The organism is Bacillus sp. CD3-5 (assembly GCF_006349665.1).
GTDB lineage: Bacteria > Bacillota > Bacilli > Bacillales > Bacillaceae_G > Bacillus_A > Bacillus_A paranthracis.
In genome coordinates this window covers 166,048-184,479 of record NZ_VEPX01000006.1, presented here as the reverse complement: position 1 = coordinate 184,479, position 18,432 = coordinate 166,048, and the positions used below count along the sequence as shown (strand labels likewise).

21 protein-coding genes are annotated in these 18,432 nt (G+C 36.3%); 18 read left to right on the top strand and 3 right to left on the bottom strand.

What is annotated here, in order from left to right; all coding sequences use genetic code 11:
* Positions 1-3: 3 nt before the first annotated feature.
* From FH036_RS14325 to FH036_RS14275, 12 genes are all read left to right on the top strand, one after another.
* Positions 4-402 (top strand): cytidine deaminase, encoded by a 399-nt coding sequence (locus FH036_RS14325; protein ID WP_001014347.1) that lies wholly within the window; start codon positions 4-6, stop codon positions 400-402.
* A complete protein-coding gene (gene era, locus FH036_RS14320; protein ID WP_001080241.1) occupies positions 395-1,300 on the top strand; it encodes a GTPase Era in 906 nt (301 codons plus the stop codon). The genes FH036_RS14325 and era overlap by 8 nt, the downstream gene beginning before the upstream one ends.
* Before the next feature lie 176 nt (positions 1,301-1,476).
* On the top strand, positions 1,477-1,620 hold the full coding sequence (locus tag FH036_RS14315; RefSeq protein ID WP_000883924.1) for a YqzL family protein: 144 nt from the start codon (positions 1,477-1,479) through the stop codon (positions 1,618-1,620).
* A gap of 33 nt (positions 1,621-1,653) precedes the next feature.
* Positions 1,654-2,400, top strand: a complete 747-nt coding sequence (recO, locus tag FH036_RS14310) for a DNA repair protein RecO (RefSeq protein ID WP_000487010.1) — start codon at positions 1,654-1,656, stop codon at positions 2,398-2,400.
* A gap of 107 nt (positions 2,401-2,507) precedes the next feature.
* Positions 2,508-3,140: a transcriptional regulator CcpN gene (gene ccpN / locus FH036_RS14305; protein WP_000583759.1), complete on the top strand. Its 633-nt coding sequence runs from the start codon at positions 2,508-2,510 to the stop codon at positions 3,138-3,140.
* A gap of 29 nt (positions 3,141-3,169) precedes the next feature.
* Positions 3,170-3,982 (top strand): pyruvate, water dikinase regulatory protein, encoded by an 813-nt coding sequence (locus FH036_RS14300; RefSeq protein ID WP_000368942.1) that lies wholly within the window; start codon positions 3,170-3,172, stop codon positions 3,980-3,982.
* 47 nt (positions 3,983-4,029) lie between these two features.
* Positions 4,030-4,161, top strand: a complete 132-nt coding sequence (locus tag FH036_RS27425) for a hypothetical protein (RefSeq protein ID WP_001110543.1) — start codon at positions 4,030-4,032, stop codon at positions 4,159-4,161.
* Positions 4,162-4,833: 672 nt separating this feature from the next.
* Positions 4,834-6,630, top strand: coding sequence for a DNA primase (gene dnaG / locus FH036_RS14295; RefSeq protein ID WP_000528216.1), 1,797 nt, complete (start codon positions 4,834-4,836; stop codon positions 6,628-6,630).
* A gap of 59 nt (positions 6,631-6,689) precedes the next feature.
* On the top strand, positions 6,690-7,817 hold the full coding sequence (rpoD, locus tag FH036_RS14290; protein ID WP_000764060.1) for an RNA polymerase sigma factor RpoD: 1,128 nt from the start codon (positions 6,690-6,692) through the stop codon (positions 7,815-7,817).
* Positions 7,818-8,202: 385 nt separating this feature from the next.
* Positions 8,203-8,559, top strand: coding sequence for a cytochrome c550 (gene cccA / locus FH036_RS14285; protein ID WP_000828145.1), 357 nt, complete (start codon positions 8,203-8,205; stop codon positions 8,557-8,559).
* Between the two features lie 165 nt (positions 8,560-8,724).
* Entirely contained in the window at positions 8,725-9,432 is a 708-nt protein-coding gene (locus tag FH036_RS14280; protein WP_001006560.1) for a tRNA (adenine(22)-N(1))-methyltransferase, read from the top strand.
* Complete coding sequence (locus FH036_RS14275) at positions 9,429-10,550, top strand: Nif3-like dinuclear metal center hexameric protein (protein ID WP_000036211.1); 1,122 nt, start codon at positions 9,429-9,431, stop codon at positions 10,548-10,550. The genes FH036_RS14280 and FH036_RS14275 overlap by 4 nt, the downstream gene beginning before the upstream one ends.
* 40 nt (positions 10,551-10,590) lie before the next feature.
* Here the strand turns inward: FH036_RS14275 and FH036_RS14270 are convergent, their stop codons facing one another.
* Together FH036_RS14270 and vrrA are read right to left on the bottom strand one after the other, a co-directional pair.
* Positions 10,591-11,541: a 4-hydroxy-3-methylbut-2-enyl diphosphate reductase gene (locus FH036_RS14270; protein ID WP_000706669.1), complete on the bottom strand. Its 951-nt coding sequence runs from the start codon at positions 11,539-11,541 to the stop codon at positions 10,591-10,593.
* A gap of 89 nt (positions 11,542-11,630) precedes the next feature.
* Positions 11,631-12,368, bottom strand: coding sequence for a VrrA/YqfQ family protein (gene vrrA, locus FH036_RS14265; protein WP_000484139.1), 738 nt, complete (start codon positions 12,366-12,368; stop codon positions 11,631-11,633).
* A gap of 180 nt (positions 12,369-12,548) precedes the next feature.
* Here vrrA and FH036_RS14260 point away from each other — a divergent pair, with 180 nt between their 5' ends.
* Both FH036_RS14260 and FH036_RS14255 read left to right on the top strand, forming a co-directional pair.
* Complete coding sequence (locus FH036_RS14260; RefSeq protein ID WP_000194027.1) at positions 12,549-13,859, top strand: DEAD/DEAH box helicase; 1,311 nt, start codon at positions 12,549-12,551, stop codon at positions 13,857-13,859.
* A 133-nt stretch (positions 13,860-13,992) separates the two neighbouring features.
* On the top strand, positions 13,993-14,889 hold the full coding sequence (locus FH036_RS14255) for a deoxyribonuclease IV (protein WP_000912464.1): 897 nt from the start codon (positions 13,993-13,995) through the stop codon (positions 14,887-14,889).
* A gap of 26 nt (positions 14,890-14,915) precedes the next feature.
* Here the strand turns inward: FH036_RS14255 and FH036_RS14250 are convergent, their stop codons facing one another.
* Positions 14,916-15,170 (bottom strand): DUF2624 domain-containing protein, encoded by a 255-nt coding sequence (locus FH036_RS14250; protein WP_001048963.1) that lies wholly within the window; start codon positions 15,168-15,170, stop codon positions 14,916-14,918.
* Positions 15,171-15,319: 149 nt separating this feature from the next.
* Here FH036_RS14250 and FH036_RS14245 point away from each other — a divergent pair, with 149 nt between their 5' ends.
* The 4 genes from FH036_RS14245 to FH036_RS14230 all read left to right on the top strand — a co-directional run bounded on the left by FH036_RS14245 (position 15,320) and on the right by FH036_RS14230 (position 18,409).
* A complete protein-coding gene (locus FH036_RS14245; RefSeq protein WP_000435966.1) occupies positions 15,320-16,198 on the top strand; it encodes a YitT family protein in 879 nt (292 codons plus the stop codon).
* A gap of 180 nt (positions 16,199-16,378) precedes the next feature.
* Positions 16,379-17,149, top strand: coding sequence for a metal ABC transporter ATP-binding protein (locus FH036_RS14240; RefSeq protein ID WP_001059652.1), 771 nt, complete (start codon positions 16,379-16,381; stop codon positions 17,147-17,149).
* Positions 17,149-17,982, top strand: coding sequence for a metal ABC transporter permease (locus tag FH036_RS14235; RefSeq protein ID WP_000613823.1), 834 nt, complete (start codon positions 17,149-17,151; stop codon positions 17,980-17,982). The genes FH036_RS14240 and FH036_RS14235 overlap by 1 nt, the downstream gene beginning before the upstream one ends.
* Positions 17,983-17,995: 13 nt before the next feature.
* Positions 17,996-18,409, top strand: a complete 414-nt coding sequence (locus FH036_RS14230) for a Fur family transcriptional regulator (protein ID WP_001054512.1) — start codon at positions 17,996-17,998, stop codon at positions 18,407-18,409.
* The last annotated feature ends 23 nt before the right edge of the window (positions 18,410-18,432 follow it).

The following is an 18,432-nucleotide window of genomic DNA, read 5'->3' as shown; positions in this document are numbered from 1 at the left end:
AATATGAATGGTCAACAATTAATTCAAGAAGCAATCGAAGCGCGTAAACAAGCGTACGTACCATATTCTAAATTTCAAGTAGGTGCAGCATTATTAACGCAGGATGGAAAAGTATATCGTGGATGTAATGTTGAGAATGCTTCATATGGCTTATGTAACTGTGCAGAAAGAACAGCTTTATTTAAGGCGGTTTCTGAAGGAGATAAAGAGTTTGTAGCTATCGCAATTGTGGCGGATACGAAGCGTCCAGTACCTCCTTGTGGAGCATGTCGACAAGTTATGGTAGAATTATGTAAACAGGATACGAAAGTATACCTATCAAATTTACATGGTGACGTTCAAGAGACAACAGTCGGGGAATTGTTACCAGGAGCATTTTTAGCGGAGGATTTACATGAATAGAAAAGGTTATAAATCAGGTTTTGTCTCTATTATTGGCAGACCGAATGTTGGGAAATCTACATTTTTAAATCGTATTATTGGTCAAAAAATTGCTATTATGAGTGACAAGCCACAAACAACTCGTAATAAAATTCAAGGCGTATATACAGAAAATGATTCACAAGTAATTTTTATTGATACACCAGGAATACATAAACCGAAACATAAACTAGGCGACTTCATGGTGAAGATGGCGCAAACGACATTAAAAGAAGTTGATATCGTTCTGTTTATGGTGAATGCTGTTGAAGGCTTTGGTCGTGGTGAAGAATTCATCATCGAGAAGTTAAAAGAAACGAAACAACCAGTATTTTTAGTTATTAATAAAATTGACCAAGTTCACCCAGAACAATTATTAGAGTTAATTGATCAATATCGCAAATTACATGATTTTGCAGAAATCGTACCAATTTCTGCATTAGACGGTAATAACGTGGAGGCTCTAATTGGTACAATTAAAAAGTATTTACCAGAAGGACCACAATACTACCCGGATAATCAAGTAACGGATCATCCCGAGAGATTTATTATTGCAGAGCTTATTCGTGAGAAAGTACTACATTTAACACGTGAAGAAGTGCCGCATTCTGTGGCTGTTGTTATCGATGCAATTCAAAAACGCGAAGGCGGGGCAGTTTATATTAATGCAACGATTGTTGTTGAACGTCCGTCGCAAAAAGGGATTATTATCGGAAAACAAGGGAAGATGTTAAAAGAAGTCGGTAAGCGAGCTCGTTTTGATATTGAAGCATTACTTGGTTCTAAAGTATTTTTAGAAGTATGGGTAAAAGTGCAAAAAGATTGGCGAAATAAAATGTCTCAGCTTCGTGACCTTGGTTTCCGCGAAGACGAGTATTAAAATAGAGTAAAGCTGTAATCAGCGGATGTTTTGTTCATCCGCTGATTATTGGTTTTTACGAGTTTTGATAAATTAGGAAAAATTTTTCTCACATGAAAATGGACAAAATGGGTCAATTTAATAACAACAAAGGAAATTGGTTTATAGGCTACGCTTATTGAGAAAGGTGGATTCTTATGCTAGATTTTACCTGGAAGTTTTTCTCCAAAACAGGAAGCATTGAGACGTATTTGCTTTTGAAAGAAATGGAAAAAGACGTAAACGATGAGATGGATCAACATGAAGAGGAGCTAGCGCATCTAGACTCTCCAATTTCTTGACCCGTTTTGTTCAAACCTTGGATGGTGACGAACATGTTTCAAAAAGTTGAGGGCATCGTTATCCGTACGACAGATTACGGAGAAACGAACAAGATTGTTACAATATTCTCAAGAGAATTGGGTAAGGTAAGTGCAATGGCAAGAGGAGCGAAAAAACCGAAAAGCCGGTTAGCATCTGTTTCGCAACTTATGACACATGGTCATTTTCTTATTCAAATGGGATCTGGACTTGGAACTTTGCAACAAGGCGAGATTATTTCAACTATGAAAGAAATTCGCGAGGATATATTTTTAACTGCTTATGCATCATTTATTGTTGAGTTAACTGATAAAGCAACAGAAGATAAAAAACATAATCCATATTTATTTGAAATGTTATATCAAACGTTGCATTATATGTGTGAGGGTGTTGATCCAGAAGTATTATCATTAATTTATCAAACGAAAATGCTTCCGGTATTAGGGATGCGCCCGTACTTTGATACATGTGCGATTTGTCATCAAGAAACAGATTTTGTCGCCTTCTCTGTTAGGGAGGGCGGTTTTCTGTGCTCACGTCATGCTGAGCAAGATCAATATCGTATACCAGTGGGGGAAGCCGTTCATAAATTATTGCGTCTTTTCTACCACTTCGATTTACATAGACTTGGCAATGTATCAGTGAAGGATAGCACAAAAAAACAAATGCGTTTAGTATTGAATACATATTATGATGAATATTGCGGGATTTATTTGAAATCAAGACGTTTCTTAGAACAACTTGATAAGTTTCAAATATAATTTGGGGCCGTATACGGTCCTTTTTACATCCTTTCTTTTTCGAATAGCATATTTAGTATATAATATTTAAGAGATAGTATAACTTTTTTCGTTGTGCATTAAAGGTGGTGATTATCATAGAGCTGAATAAACGGCAAGAACATATCATTCAGATTGTAAAAGATCACGGTCCTATTACAGGGGAGTCAATTGCTGCGCAATTGGGATTAACACGTGCAACGCTAAGACCAGACTTAGCAATTTTAACGATGGCTGGTTATTTAGAAGCACGTCCACGCGTAGGTTATTTTTATACGGGTAAAACTGGGGGACAGTTATTATCTGAAGCTGTTAAGAAAATTAAAGTACAAGATTATCAATCTAGACCGGTTGTAATTGATAAAAATGTATCGGTATACGATGCGATTTGTACTATGTTTTTAGAGGATGTAGGTACATTATTCGTTGTAGATCAATCGACTCTATTAGTAGGCGTTGTATCTCGTAAAGATTTATTACGAGCTAGCTTAGGGAAGCAGGATTTAACCTCACTTCCGGTTAATATTATCATGACAAGGATGCCAAACATTGCGATGTGTCGTAGAGAAGATTCTTTATATGATATTGCGATGGAATTAATAGAAAGACAGATTGATGCGATGCCAGTTGTAAAAGATACGAAACAAGGTTTAGAAGTGGTTGGACGAATTACAAAAACAAATATTACACGTGCGTTTGTAAACTTAGTAAATAACGAATAAGTGTAATTTGTTTAAAGTGAGGTAATGTAATGGATAATAAAATCGTATATGTCGTATCTGACTCTGTAGGAGAAACGGCTGATTTGGTTGTTCGAGCAGCAATGGGGCAATTCCCATTTGCTCCTGATATTAGACGTGTGCCGTATGTAGAGGATACAGGGACATTAAAAGAAGTGATTTCGATTGCTAAGAGCAATCAAGCACTTATTTGTTTTACGTTAGTAAAGCCTGACATGCGCCAATATTTAGTGACAGAGGCTGCAAAAGAAGGTGTAGAGGCATATGATATTATTGGCCCTCTAATCGATCAAATTGAAGAAATTACCGGGCAAGTGCCTAGATATGAGCCTGGTGTTGTTCGTAGGTTAGATGAAGAATACTTTAAAAAGATTGAAGCGATTGAGTTTGCTGTGAAGTATGATGATGGTAGAGATGCACGTGGTATTTTAAAAGCAGATATCGTGTTAATTGGGATTTCGCGCACATCAAAAACACCACTTTCTCAATATTTAGCTCATAACAAACGTTTGAAAGTTGCCAACGTACCACTAGTACCAGAAGTAGATCCGCCTGAAGAATTATATCAAGTGGCTAAAGAAAAATGCTTCGGTTTGAAAATTACGCCAGAGAAGTTAAATCATATTCGAAAAGAGCGATTGAAATCACTTGGACTAAGTGATGGAGCAACATATGCCAATATTAATCGTATTAAAGAAGAGATTGATCACTTTGAGAATGTAGTTAATAAAATAAATTGTCAAGTAATTGATGTATCGAACAAAGCGATTGAAGAAACAGCTAACATTATTGTGAATGCAGTGCAAAACCAAAAAATGTTTTAGCACATTTACCAAAGGTGAATGTGCTTTTTTCGCTCGTGAGAAACACAGTGCCTGCTGATTTTGTAATAGATGATAGCGAAGTGGTTATGCTTATATTTTTCGGTCTTTTTATTATGCTAAAGGTAGGGTTTCGCTATCCTGAAATAGAAGATGAAAAAATAAAGGGATATGTAGCGTAGTTGAAGAAAATATATTATAATAAAAAATTGTGATAAAAACCTATATTTTACGTTTAGACTTTAATTTTTCAGAATAAACTAGGGATAGGATTTAAGAAATGACATGTAATTACGTTAAATCGACAAAATCTATACAAGAAAACGCACATTATGGAAGGATTCGCAGAAGGGATGTAGAATACAGAAATATGAAAAACATCAATATGGTATGAGTTGATGCAGATGCATATACTGTGAAGGCTGACAATTGTGCGAGCTGGAACGAAATTTCATGTCAAAATTTTGTTTGTCACATCGTATGCTCATCGTTTAAGGAAGTAGCGAGGGAATTTGGATCTATGTAGATGCTGAATAAGCAAAAGTTGATTTCTTTATATGTATCAACATGCAAAAAACAGATCTCGTGATCACATAGGATATGGTGCTTGCTAGTCTTCTTATGAAAAAGTGCATATGTATTGTCTTCATGAGGTACATTTGTAATAGATGAGCAAATGGATACAATTTTATATAGTAGGTACGTATCTGCGAAGTTACGCAGAAAAGGGTCTGCAAAATCGCTTGATAACGTGATCGACAACATTTTCTAATAAGTTTAGAAAAAATATTGTCGAATTATAAAGGAATTTTTTAATTTATATCGAATACAAAATACGACACGGAGATGGAGTTATGGGGAACAGAATTCCTGAAGAAGTTGTTGAACAAATTCGGACATCATCCGATATTGTCGAAGTGATTGGTGAATACGTTCAACTTAGAAAACAGGGACGTAACTATTTCGGCCTTTGTCCGTTTCATGGTGAGAATTCTCCTTCATTCTCTGTTTCATCTGACAAGCAAATTTTTCATTGCTTCGGATGTGGAGAAGGTGGAAATGTATTTTCCTTTCTAATGAAAATGGAAGGACTGGCTTTTACCGAAGCTGTTCAAAAGCTAGGTGAAAGAAATGGAATTGCGGTTGCAGAGTATACATCAGGGCAAGGACAACAAGAAGACATATCTGATGACACTGTCATCATGCAACAGGCTCATGAACTTTTGAAAAAGTATTATCATCATTTATTAGTAAATACAGAAGAAGGAAATGAAGCACTTTCGTATTTGTTAAAACGTGGTATTACAAAAGAGATGATTGAGAAGTTTGAAATTGGTTATGCGTCACCTGCTTGGGATGCAGCAACGAAAATCTTACAAAAAAGAGGTTTATCGCTATCAAGTATGGAACAAGCTGGTCTTCTCATAAGAAGCGAGAAGGATGGTAGTCATTATGATCGCTTCCGTGGAAGAGTTATGTTTCCAATCTATACGTTACAAGGTAAAGTGATAGCGTTTAGTGGAAGGGCATTAGGAGATGACACTCCGAAATATTTAAATAGCCCAGAAACACCAATTTTTCACAAAAGTAAATTGTTGTATAACTTCCACCAAGCGAGGCCGTTTATTAGAAAACGTGGGCAAGTGGTCCTTTTTGAAGGGTATGCTGACGTACTAGCTGCGGTAAAAAGTGGTGTGGAAGAAGCTGTTGCGACAATGGGAACAGCTTTAACTGAAGAACAAGCAAAACTTCTGCGACGTAACGTTGAAACTGTTGTTCTTTGCTATGATGGTGATAAAGCAGGGCGAGAAGCGACGATGAAAGCAGGGCAATTATTGTTGCAAGTTGGTTGCCAAGTGAAAGTTACATCCTTGCCAGATAAGCTTGATCCTGATGAATATGTGCAACAATATGGGACAACTGCTTTTGAAAATCTTGTGAAATCAAGTATAAGTTTTGTTGGTTTTAAAATAAATTATTTGCGTTTAGGGAAAAATTTGCAAGATGAGTCGGGCAAAGAAGAGTATGTGAAAAGTGTTTTAAAAGAGTTATCGTTGTTACAGGATGCGATGCAGGCAGAATCATATTTGAAGTCATTATCGCAAGAATTTTCGTATTCAATGGAAACACTTTTGAATCAATTGCACCAATATCGCAAAGAACAAAAGGTACAGCAAAAACAAGTAAAGCAGGTTTCTAAGCCGTCTCAAATTGTTCAAACAAAACCGAAGTTAACAGGTTTTGAAAGGGCAGAAAGAGAAATTATTTACCATATGTTGCAAAGTCCAGAAGTGGCCGTTCGTATGGAATCCCACATAGAAGATTTTCATACAGAAGAACATAAAGGGATTTTATATGAACTATACGCATATTATGAAAAGGGAAATGAACCTTCAGTCGGAACATTTTTAAGTTGGCTCTCTGATGAAAAGTTGAAAAATATTATTACTGATATTTCGACGGATGAATTTATTAATCCAGAATACACAGAAGAAGTGTTACAAGGCCATTTGGAGACGCTTAGACGTCATCAAGAAAAACTTGAAAAGATGGAAATCATCTTCAAGATAAAACAAATGGAAAAAACAGATCCTGTAGAGGCTGCTAAATATTATGTAGCATATTTACAAAATCAAAAAGCGAGAAAATAGCTTTTTTGATAAATTTTTAGTATAATGAATGTTTGTATCTCGCGTAAGGAGGGGAACAGATGGCTGACAAACCAGCTCGTTCTAAACAAATTGAAACTGAAATGACCCTTGAGCAAGTGAAAGAACAACTCACTGAGCTCGGAAAAAAACGTGGCGTTCTTACATATGAAGAGATTGCAGAACGCATGAATGGATTTGAAATTGAATCCGATCAAATGGATGAATACTATGAATATTTAGGTGAACAAGGGATTGACTTAGTTGGCGACAATGACAACGACGAAGGCCCTAATAATCGCCAAATAGCAAAATCGGAAGAAGAATTCGACCTCAATGATTTAAGTGTACCACCAGGGGTTAAAATCAACGATCCTGTTCGTATGTATTTAAAAGAAATTGGTCGTGTAGATTTACTATCTGCAGAAGAAGAAATTCGACTTGCAACGCGTATTGAAGAAGGCGATGAAGAAGCGAAACGTCGTCTTGCAGAAGCAAACTTACGTCTTGTAGTAAGTATTGCAAAGCGCTACGTGGGCCGTGGTATGCTTTTCTTAGACTTAATTCAAGAAGGGAATATGGGTCTAATTAAAGCGGTTGAAAAGTTCGATTATCGTAAAGGTTTCAAATTTAGTACGTATGCAACTTGGTGGATTCGCCAAGCAATTACACGTGCGATTGCAGACCAAGCAAGAACAATTCGTATCCCAGTTCATATGGTTGAAACGATTAATAAGTTAATTCGTGTACAACGTCAATTATTACAAGATTTAGGACGTGAACCATCTCCTGAAGAGATAGGTGAAGAAATGGATCTTGCTCCAGAAAAAGTACGTGAAATCTTGAAAATTGCACAGGAGCCAGTTTCTCTTGAAACACCGATTGGTGAAGAAGATGACTCCCATTTAGGTGATTTCATTGAAGACCAAGAAGCAACATCGCCTGCGGACCATGCAGCGTATGAATTGCTAAAAGAACAATTAGAAGATGTGTTAGATACACTAACAGATCGTGAAGAAAATGTTCTACGTCTTCGTTTTGGTTTAGATGATGGACGAACTCGTACGCTTGAAGAAGTTGGGAAAGTATTCGGCGTAACGAGAGAACGTATCCGTCAAATTGAAGCAAAAGCACTTCGTAAATTGAGACATCCAAGCCGTAGTAAGCGTCTTAAGGATTTCTTAGAATAGGCTACCTTTAAGTTTACTTCACTTTTGTGAAGTAAACTTTTTTATTTTGTTAATTTTTGTTAAACTTTAGCTGTCAGCAACGATTACAATTTCTTGTAATTTATTTTACAGAATTGTCTTTTGATTTGCAAATGCTCATTTTTCGATTTTTCGATTAATTTTGTTTATTCTATACAAAAATATATGTAGAAAAGTGAAAAATATGATGAGAAACGTTAATAATTATCGAAATAATAAGCGATATAACAATAAAAAACAATAAACTGAATTTATGGAATATTTTTAACGATTAGTAGTTTACTCTTTTCTGATAGAGCGTTTTCAAGTACAATGGAAATGACTGAATCATCTAACTATTTAGGGGTATAGAGGGGGGAGAAGAGATATGAAACGTAATCCGCTGATTCCGTTCGCTCTTATTGCAGCATTGGGTATTATCGTTATGTTTGTATTTTCATTTCAGGGGCTAAATAAATCTAAAGAGTTAGCTGATGCAAAAAATGGCGGGAAGCCAGCACAAACAGCATCCAAGCCAGAGGATATTGTGAAGCAAAGCTGTACGAGCTGCCACGGTGATCAATTACAAGGGGCGGTAGGACCTAATTTACAAAAAATTGGTGGGAAACTTTCAAAGGATGAAATTAAAGAAATTCTTTCGAAAGGAAAAGGCAATATGCCACCGAATATAGTTCCAGCTGATCAAGCCGCTAAAGTAGCTGATTGGTTATCGAAGAAAAAATAAAGTTCCGTATGACAAGCCTTTTGCTTAAGCAAAAGGCTTGTTTTTCTATATTTTCTAAAATACGATGAATGATAGAGAAGTGAATTGTTGTTATAGGCTTGCAACAACTACTATAAATTCATTATCATGGAGACAGACTGACAAGAGAAGGAGTAATGGAAATACATGAATGAAGTAAAGCTTTCAAAACGATTAGAAGAAGTTGTGCGTGAAATACCAGTAGGATCTACAGTTGCCGATATTGGATCGGATCATGCGTATTTACCGTGTTATACAATTATAAATAATATTGCTACTAAAGCAGTTGCTGGAGAGGTTGTAGATGGACCATTTCGCTCTGCGCAGGCAACTGTAGCTGAAAGTGGCTTACAAGATCAAGTAGATGTGCGTAAAGGGAATGGATTAGCTGTTATCGCGCCAGGAGAAGTAGATGTAATTACGGTTGCCGGAATGGGCGGAGCGTTAATTCGTGATATTTTAGAAAGTGGTAAAGAAAAATTAGAAGGTGTAACACGTTTAATCTTACAGCCGAATATTGCAGCGCATCACATTCGTGAATGGTTTATTGAGAATGGATGGGAGCTTATCCATGAAAAAATCGTAAAAGAAGATGGGAAAATTTACGAGATTTTAGTAGGGGAGCGAGGAAATATCACGGTTCCTTACTCTGAAAATAAACAGGCTGAATTATTTATGGGACCATTTTTAATGAAAGAAAAAAGTGAAGCTTTCGTTGAAAAGTGGGAAGGAGAATTAAAAAACTTCCAAAATATTTTAAAGCAGTTAGAACGTGCGGCTGATTCTGAAGAAACAAAAGCGAAGCGTGCGGAAGTAGAAGCGAAAATGAAAATGATAGGTGAGGTTTTATCATGAGTAAAATTCCAAATGGCCATGAAATTATTTCGTTATTTGAAAGTATGTATCCGAAGCATTTGGCGATGGAAGGAGATAAGATTGGCTTGCAGATTGGAGCGCTTAATAAACCCGTGCAACACGTATTAATTGCGTTAGATGTAACGGAAGAAGTTGTGGATGAAGCAATTCAATTAGGAGCGAATGTCATTATTGCGCATCATCCTTTAATTTTTAACCCGCTAAAAGCGATTCATACAGATAAGGCATATGGGAAAATTATTGAAAAGTGTATTAAAAATGATATTGCAATCTATGCCGCACATACAAATGTGGATGTTGCTAAGGGCGGGGTAAATGATTTACTTGCTGAGGCGTTAGGATTGCAAAATACAGAAGTTTTGGCACCGACATATGCAGAAGAAATGAAAAAAATTGTTGTGTTTGTGCCTGAAACTCATGCAGAAGAAGTACGAAAAGCATTAGGAGACGCAGGTGCTGGTCATATCGGCAATTATAGTCACTGTACGTTTAATAGCGAGGGTACAGGTACATTTGTACCTCAAGAGGGGACAAATCCTTATATCGGGGAAACTGGACAGTTAGAGCGCGTAGAAGAAGTGCGAATCGAAACGATTATTCCAGCTTCACTACAACGAAAAGTGATTAAAGCAATGGTAACAGCACATCCATATGAAGAAGTAGCCTATGATGTGTATCCACTTGATAACAAAGGTGAAACGTTAGGGCTTGGAAAAATAGGGTATTTACAAGAAGAAATGACACTTGGACAGTTTGCGGAACATGTAAAGCAATCGTTAGATGTAAAGGGTGCGCGAGTTGTTGGGAAATTAGATGATAAAGTGCGCAAAGTAGCTGTACTTGGTGGCGATGGTAACAAATACATCAATCAAGCTAAATTTAAAGGTGCGGATGTATATGTAACAGGTGACATGTATTATCATGTTGCCCATGATGCGATGATGCTCGGTTTAAATATCGTCGACCCAGGACATAACGTTGAAAAGGTAATGAAGCAAGGTGTACAAAAGCAATTACAAGAAAAAGCAGATGCAAAGAAACTGAATGTACATATTCATGCTTCGCAGTTACATACAGATCCATTTACATTTGTATAAGAAAAATAAAAACCGTTGCTCATATAGGCAACGGTTTTTATTATTGTTCTTTTTTCACTTTTACACGAGGTAATATTTTTTGTAACGGTACTTTTCGAACTCTTTCCCATGTAGCAGGATTCATTGGGTCATATTGCTCTAAGAAAGCGATAACCTCTTTTGTAATTGGTGTTGGAGTAGAAGCGCCTGCTGTAACAGCTACGTTCTCGACACCTTGTAGCCATTCTAATTTGATTTCACTTACGTCCGCAACGCGGTATGCTTTCGTACCAGCGATTTCTTGCGATACTTGTGCTAAACGGTTTGAGTTATTACTTTTCGGGTCACCAACAACAATTGTTAAGTCTGCAACATCAGCTTGTTTGGCAACAGCTTCTTGGCGAACTTGAGTTGCTAAACAAATTTCCTTATGGAACTCTGCTGTTGGGAATTTCTTCTGAATGTCCTCCATTAAATGTTGAACATCCCATTGACTCATCGTTGTTTGATTTGTAACTAAAATTTTATCCGTTGGGATTTCTAATGTTTTTAAATCATCGGCTCTTTCGATAAGATGAACGATGTCAGGTGCGATACCAACTGCGCCTTCTGGTTCTGGATGATTTTTTTTGCCGATATAAATGACATGGTAACCTTCAGCTTTCTTTGCTTCAATAAGGTCATGTGTTTTTGTAACATCTGGGCAAGTGGCATCGATTGTTGTTAAACCTTTTTCTTTTGCACGCTGTTTAACTTCTGGAGAAACACCGTGTGCAGTGAAAATAACAGTACCAGAATCAATTTTATCTAAAATGTCTAATCGACTTGGACCGTCTAATGTAATGATACCATCTTCTTCGAATGCATCTGTTACATGTTTGTTGTGAACAATCATACCTAAAATATAAATAGGTCTTGGTAATGATGTATCTAATGCGGCGTTACGTGCAATAACCATCGCGTCCACAACACCGTAGCAATAACCACGAGGGGAAATTTTAACAATTTTCATATGAGTAATCCTCTCCTTCTAAACAAGAGATACTTTTGTGCATAGTCTTTTACATTATAAAGGAGGAGTGGATAGAAAACAAAGGATTGTTACACATATAGTTTTGGTTTTGTTGCTATTTTTTGAACAGGCTCCTCGCGCACTTCTTTTTCTATAACTGGCTCAATCACCATTTTTTTTCTTTTTCTTTTTTTTTGTGGAGGAGGTGGAGTTGCTACTTCAACCTTTTCTGTTACGTCTTCAGTTTGATCTTCGGTTGGATTTTCTTCCGTACTTTTTCCAGAGGTGAGGATTTTAACGATGCTTGGTAGGTTACGCATAATGGGACCGTACTGTTCGACGACAGGGCTTACAGATTGAACGACTTGTGATACTTTTTCGATATTATTTATCATATTAGTTGGATTCGAAATTAAATTCGAAAAAAAACTACCGATGCCGCTACTTGATGCGGTTGTAGTTGCTGCACCGCCGCGCGTTTCGTTTGATTCATACATTTGAGGAGGGATCATTTGCTCGGGATGATGCTGCATGTATGGTTGATATTGCTGTTGATATTGTTGCGGGTATTGGTGTTGGTATTGTTGCTGATATTGCTGTCGATATTGAGGTGGCGGTTGCTGGTGCATCATTGGCGGTCCTTCCATTTGTCGATAAGGCGGAACCATTTGCATGAAAGCTTCGGTTGGATCGTGTTTTTTAAAGAGTTTAGCAAGAAATCCTTTCTTTTTTTGTGCCATCGGTGGTAGTTGTGGAATTGGATATGGTGTATAAGGTTGCTGCCCTGGATTCGGATACATTTGCCTCATGGGGGATTTTGGAAACATGTGAGAAATCCTCCTTTCTTCAGTTAGGTATATACACATACAATATGCAATAAGAGGGAAGAAGGTTAGTTTTTGAAGTAAAAACCTAAACTAAAGATGGATTTTACTTGTAGATTTCGATATAATGTAGACTTGACTGATTTGTGCGCGCAGTAGAAATTTAGAAAGAAGGTGTAACTTATGACACAACAAACTTTTACACAGTATGATTTTAAACCATTTTTAATAGATGCAGTTCGTGAACTACGCTTTACAGAGCCGACAGGAATTCAACAGAAAATTTTCCCGGTCGTGAAAAAAGGTGTAAGTGTAATTGGACAATCCCAAACAGGTTCTGGGAAAACACATGCATACTTACTTCCTACATTGAACAGAATTAACCCAGGTCGTGAAGAAGTACAACTTGTTATTACAGCGCCTACTCGTGAGTTAGCACAACAAATTTACGAAGAAATCGTGAAATTAACAAAGTTCTGTGCGGAAGATCAAATGATTACAGCACGTTGTTTAATTGGTGGAACTGATAAACAACGATCAATTGAAAAGTTGAAAAAACAACCTCATATTGTAGTTGGAACACCAGGACGTATTAAAGACTTAGTAGAAGAACAAGCACTGTTTGTTCATAAAGCAAATACAATTATTGTCGATGAAGCAGACTTAATGCTTGATATGGGATTCATTCATGATGTAGATAAGATTGCAGCACGCATGCCTAAAAACTTGCAAATGTTAGTTTTCTCTGCAACAATTCCTCAAAAACTAAAACCGTTTCTGAAGAAATACATGGAGAATCCAGAGCATATTCATATCAATCCAAAACAAGTTGCGGCTGGAAATATCGAGCATTATTTAGTGCCTTCTAAACATCGTAACAAAATCGATTTAGTGAAAAGAATGTTGCTACAATTTAAGCCGTATTTAGCAGTTGTTTTCACGAATACGAAGAAAATGGCAGATCAAGTTGCTGACGGATTAACGGAACGCGGCTTAAAAGTTGGACGAATTCACGGAGATTTATCACCTCGTGATCGTAAAAAAATGATGAAACAAATTCGTGACCTTGAATTCCAATATATTGTTGCAACTGATTTAGCAGCTCGTGGTATTGATATTGAAGGAATTAGTCATGTTATTAACTACGAACTTCCATCAGATTTAGATTTCTTCGTTCACCGAGTGGGAAGAACAGCACGTGCAGGCTATTCAGGTATTGCAGTGACGATTTATGATCCAGCAAACGAAGAAGCGTTAGATAGTTTAGAAAAACAACGCCATATCGAGTTTAAACATGTAGATTTACGCGGAGATGAGTGGGCGGATTTAGGTGAACGTCGTCGTCGTAAGAGCCGTAAAAAACCAAATGATGAACTTGATGTTATGGCAACGAAAGTTGTTAAAAAACCGAAAAAAGTAAAACCAAATTATAAACGTAAACTTGCAACAGAACGTGACAAAGTGAAAAGAAAATATAGCAATAAAAAAAGATAAGGGATTTCCCTTATCTTTTTTTATCTAGCTATTTACGAGGATAATAATCAGTGGAGAATGGAAAAACAATTCACTACATATTTCTACAAATTATGCTATCATTATATCTATTGTATATTGAAGAGGTGATTGTATGTTAAAGATTGGATCTCATGTTTCTATGAGTGGTAAGAAAATGTTATTAGCAGCAAGTGAAGAGGCTGTTTCATACGGTGCAACGACGTTTATGATTTATACAGGTGCACCGCAAAATACAAGAAGAAAACCAATTGAAGAATTGAATATAGAAGCAGGAAGAAAACATATGGAACAAAACGGTATCGAAGAGATTATCGTACATGCGCCATATATTATTAATGTTGGAAATACGACGAAGCCAGAAACATTCCAATTAGGTGTAGATTTCCTTCGTATGGAAATTGAAAGAACATCAGCATTAGGTATGGCAAAACAAATCGTTCTTCACCCAGGTGCGCACGTTGGTGCAGGGGCAGACGCTGGTATTCAACAAATTATTAAAGGACTGAATGAAGTATTAACGCCAGATCAGACGGTGAACATTGCGTTAGAAACGATGGCAGGAAAAGGAACAGAATGCGGCCGTAGCTTTGAAGAAATTGCAAAAATTATTGATGGTGTAACATATAATGAAAAACTATCGGTATGCTTTGATACATGCCATACGCACGATGCAGGATATGACATTGTAAATGACTTTGACGGTGTATTAAACGAATTTGATAAGATTGTTGGTATCGATCGTTTACAAGTACTTCATATTAATGATAGTAAAAATGTACGCGGCGCAGGAAAGGACCGTCATGAAAATATCGGTTTCGGTCATATCGGTTATAAAGCATTGCATCATATTGTGCATCATCCGCAATTAATGCACGTACCAAAAATTCTGGAAACACCATATGTAGGTGAAGATAAAAAGGACAAGAAGCCGCCATATAAATTGGAAATCGAAATGCTGAAAAATGGTACTTTTGATGAAGGACTCCTTGAGAAAATTAAAGCGCAATAAGCAATAAGGAGGGGAATATCCCCTCCTTATTTTAGTAGTTGTTGAAATAAAGTATTTACTTGTTGGGCAGTAGCGGGCGAGGTTACTTGAGCTATTTGTTTTAAGAGCGCTAGTCGTTCGTCATTATCGTAAATGTTAATATTCTTTCCTTTCATAAGTCCAACAATTTGATCAGCTTGTGCAGTCGTAATTGGAACATCATATTCTTTACTATATTTCAATAATTCCTTTGTAGAAATATGATTTAATTTTTTATTTACAAGTTGTTTAATGAGGTTCATCGAGTTATCCTCCTTCACACGTTCTTCTATCGAAATATATGAGTACGTAGCTTGTACATATTCATATAGAGCTTCTTTTTTCATGAGAAAAAGAAGCGTATGTTATAATATAAGGACAAAAATATAGAAAAAGAGTATAGGGAGGACTTATGGAGCAGAAGCAACATCGAAAAGAAAGTGTTATCCATCTTATGTATCGTTTAGTTATGATTATTTTTGGAGCAGCATGCGCAGCGGTAGCGATTGAATTATTCTTAATGCCAAATAAAATTATTGATGGTGGAATTATTGGTATTTCTCTTATATTAGATTATCTTACTCCTAATATTTGGTGGTTAAGTTTCTCTACTTTGGTCGTTATTCTCAATATCCCATTTATGTATTCGGGTTATAAGCAAATTGGAAAAACGTTCATGTTATCTTCGGCGTTCGGTATTGTAGCTTTAGCGTTTATTGAATCAACGTTACATGCTGTTCCGCCATTTACAACAGAGCCAATTTTAGCTACAGTGTTTGGTGGTCTTATTTTAGGTCTTGGTGTAGGGCTCGTTATTCGTCATGGTGGATCAATGGACGGAACAGAAATTATGGGTATTTTATTAACGAAGAAATTACCTTTCTCCGTAGGCGAATTTGTAATGTTTGTGAACTTATTCATTTTTGCATGGGCAGCATTTGTATTTGGTGTTGAACAAGCGATGTATTCTGTTATGACGTACTACATTGCATTCAAAACAATTGATACAGTCATTCAAGGTTTAGATGAAACGAAAGCTGTTTTAATTGTATCAGATCAATATGAGGAAGTATCAAATGCGATTTTGCATCGTCTTGGTCGTGGAACTACAAAGCTTGTAGCGAAAGGCGGTTACACGGATAAAGAAAAAGAAGTTATTTATGCAGTGGTAACACGTCTAGAAGTGACAAAGTTAAAATCAATTGTGTATGAAATTGATGCGAATGCGTTTGTTACGATTATGAGTACACAAGAGACAAATGGTGGTAAGTTTAAATCGGCTATTCACTAAAAAATTAATTATAATATCTTTTGAAAGCAGAGAATTTTTCTCTGCTTTTTGTTATAATAGTAAGGTTTCTTGAAAAAGTAGATATATTTTAGGCAGATTGGTTTACAACTATAATAAGCTGTACTATAATTCAAATAGATATAAATCGGAATCATTCTGAATTAAAATAGGTGAGATGCTATGAACAATATATTAGAAATAGAAGGATTGTCATTTCGATATGAAGATCGAAATGTGTTAGAAGATATAAATTTGCAAGTTCCGAAGGGAGCTTTTTTAGGTTTAGTTGGGCCAAATGGTTCAGGGAAATCCACTTTGCTAAAATGTTTATTAGGCGTTTTAAAGCCAAAACAGGGAAGCATTCGTTTGTTTGGTGTTGATAGTAAGAAGTTTAAAGAATGGAACAAAGTTGGTTATGTGTCGCAAAAGGCAAATAGCTTTAATTCTGGTTTTCCGGCAACTGTGTTTGAAGTTGTGTCAATGGGACTCGTTTCGAAAAAAGGGCTGTTTCGCTTTTTTACGAAAAACGATAAGAAAAAGGTAGAAAAAGCGATTGCTGATGTAGGAATGAGTGAGTTTCAAGGGCGTAATATTGGAGAACTTTCTGGTGGACAACAACAGCGCGTATTTATTGCTCGTGCGCTCGTTAGTGATCCTGAATTACTTATTTTGGACGAGCCCACTGTTGGAATTGATGTGAAGAATGTAGAAAGTTTTTATGAGATATTAGAGGATTTAAACAAAAGGCTAGGAATCACATTAATTCTCGTTACGCATGATATGGGAGCTGTTACCGAGAAAGTAACACATGTTGCATGCTTAAACAAACATTTACATTTCCATGGAAATGTAGAAAAGTTCCGAGAGTTAGAAGATGCAGAAATGTCCGTCTTATATGGACACCATGTTCATCGTTTAGAACACGAGCATGAGCATCACGGGAGGATATAATGATACAAGATTTTTTACAATATGACTTTTTACGTAACTCTTTATATGCAGGAATTTTAATAGGACTTGTTGCACCGCTTATAGGTGTATTTGTTGTCATTCGCCGCATGTCGCTTATTGCGGATGCATTAAGCCACGTGACATTATCGGGTATTGCTGCAAGTTTACTACTAGAAAAAACAATTTTCACAGGGGGATTTTTAAATCCGTTATATATGGGGATGATTTTTTCTATTGGTGGGGCGTTACTTATTGAAAAACTACGTACTGTATATAAACATTATCAAGAATTAGCAATTCCAATTATTCTTTCAGCAGGAATGGGGATTGGCGTTATTTTTATTTCACTTGCAAATGGGTTTAACACAGATTTATTTAGTTATTTATTTGGTAGTGTAAGTGCTGTAACAAGTACGGATTTAATAATTATCGGCATTGTAGCAATTGTTGTTATTGTAACGATTACTTTATTATACAAAGAGTTATTTTTACTATCGTTTGATGAAGAATACGCTGTATCAACCGGTTTGAGTGCAAAGTGGATTCACTTTATTTTCATTATATTGGTTGCGCTTGTCATTGCGGTATCAATGCGTGTAGTGGGGGTTCTTCTCGTATCATCATTAATGACGTTACCAGTTGCAGCAAGTATTCGTATTGCGAATGGATTTAAACAAACAATTTTCTTCTCCATTTTATTTGGTGAAATTGCAGTAATTGGTGGAATGTTTGCTTCGTATCAACTTGATTTAGCACCAGGTGGTACAATTGTTATGATAGCAGTTCTTATTTTAATTGGTGCGATTTTATGGAAGAAGAAAAAAACTGCATAAAGTAGGGATAGATATGAATCTAACAGAAGCTTTACGCCTAATGAAAGATAAAGGATACAAACATACTGGGAAAAGGGAAGAAATGCTCAGGTTATTTGCAGCTCACAATCGTTATTTAACGGCGAAGGACGTTTTAGAGCATATGAAGGATGATTATCCAGGTCTTAGCTTTGACACGATTTATCGTAACTTAACGGTGTTTGCTGAAATCGGTGTTTTAGAACAAACGGAATTAAACGGTGAAAAACATTTTCGTTTTACATGTTCTATTATGGAACATCATCATCATTTTATTTGTTTAGATTGCGGAGGGACGAAAGAGATTACTTCTTGCCCGATGGATTTTATGAATAAAGATTTTAATGGTTATGAAGTAACAGGTCATAAGTTTGAAATATACGGACGTTGTCCAAAATGTGCAAAGTAAAAGCTCGTTAGTTCTATAACTGA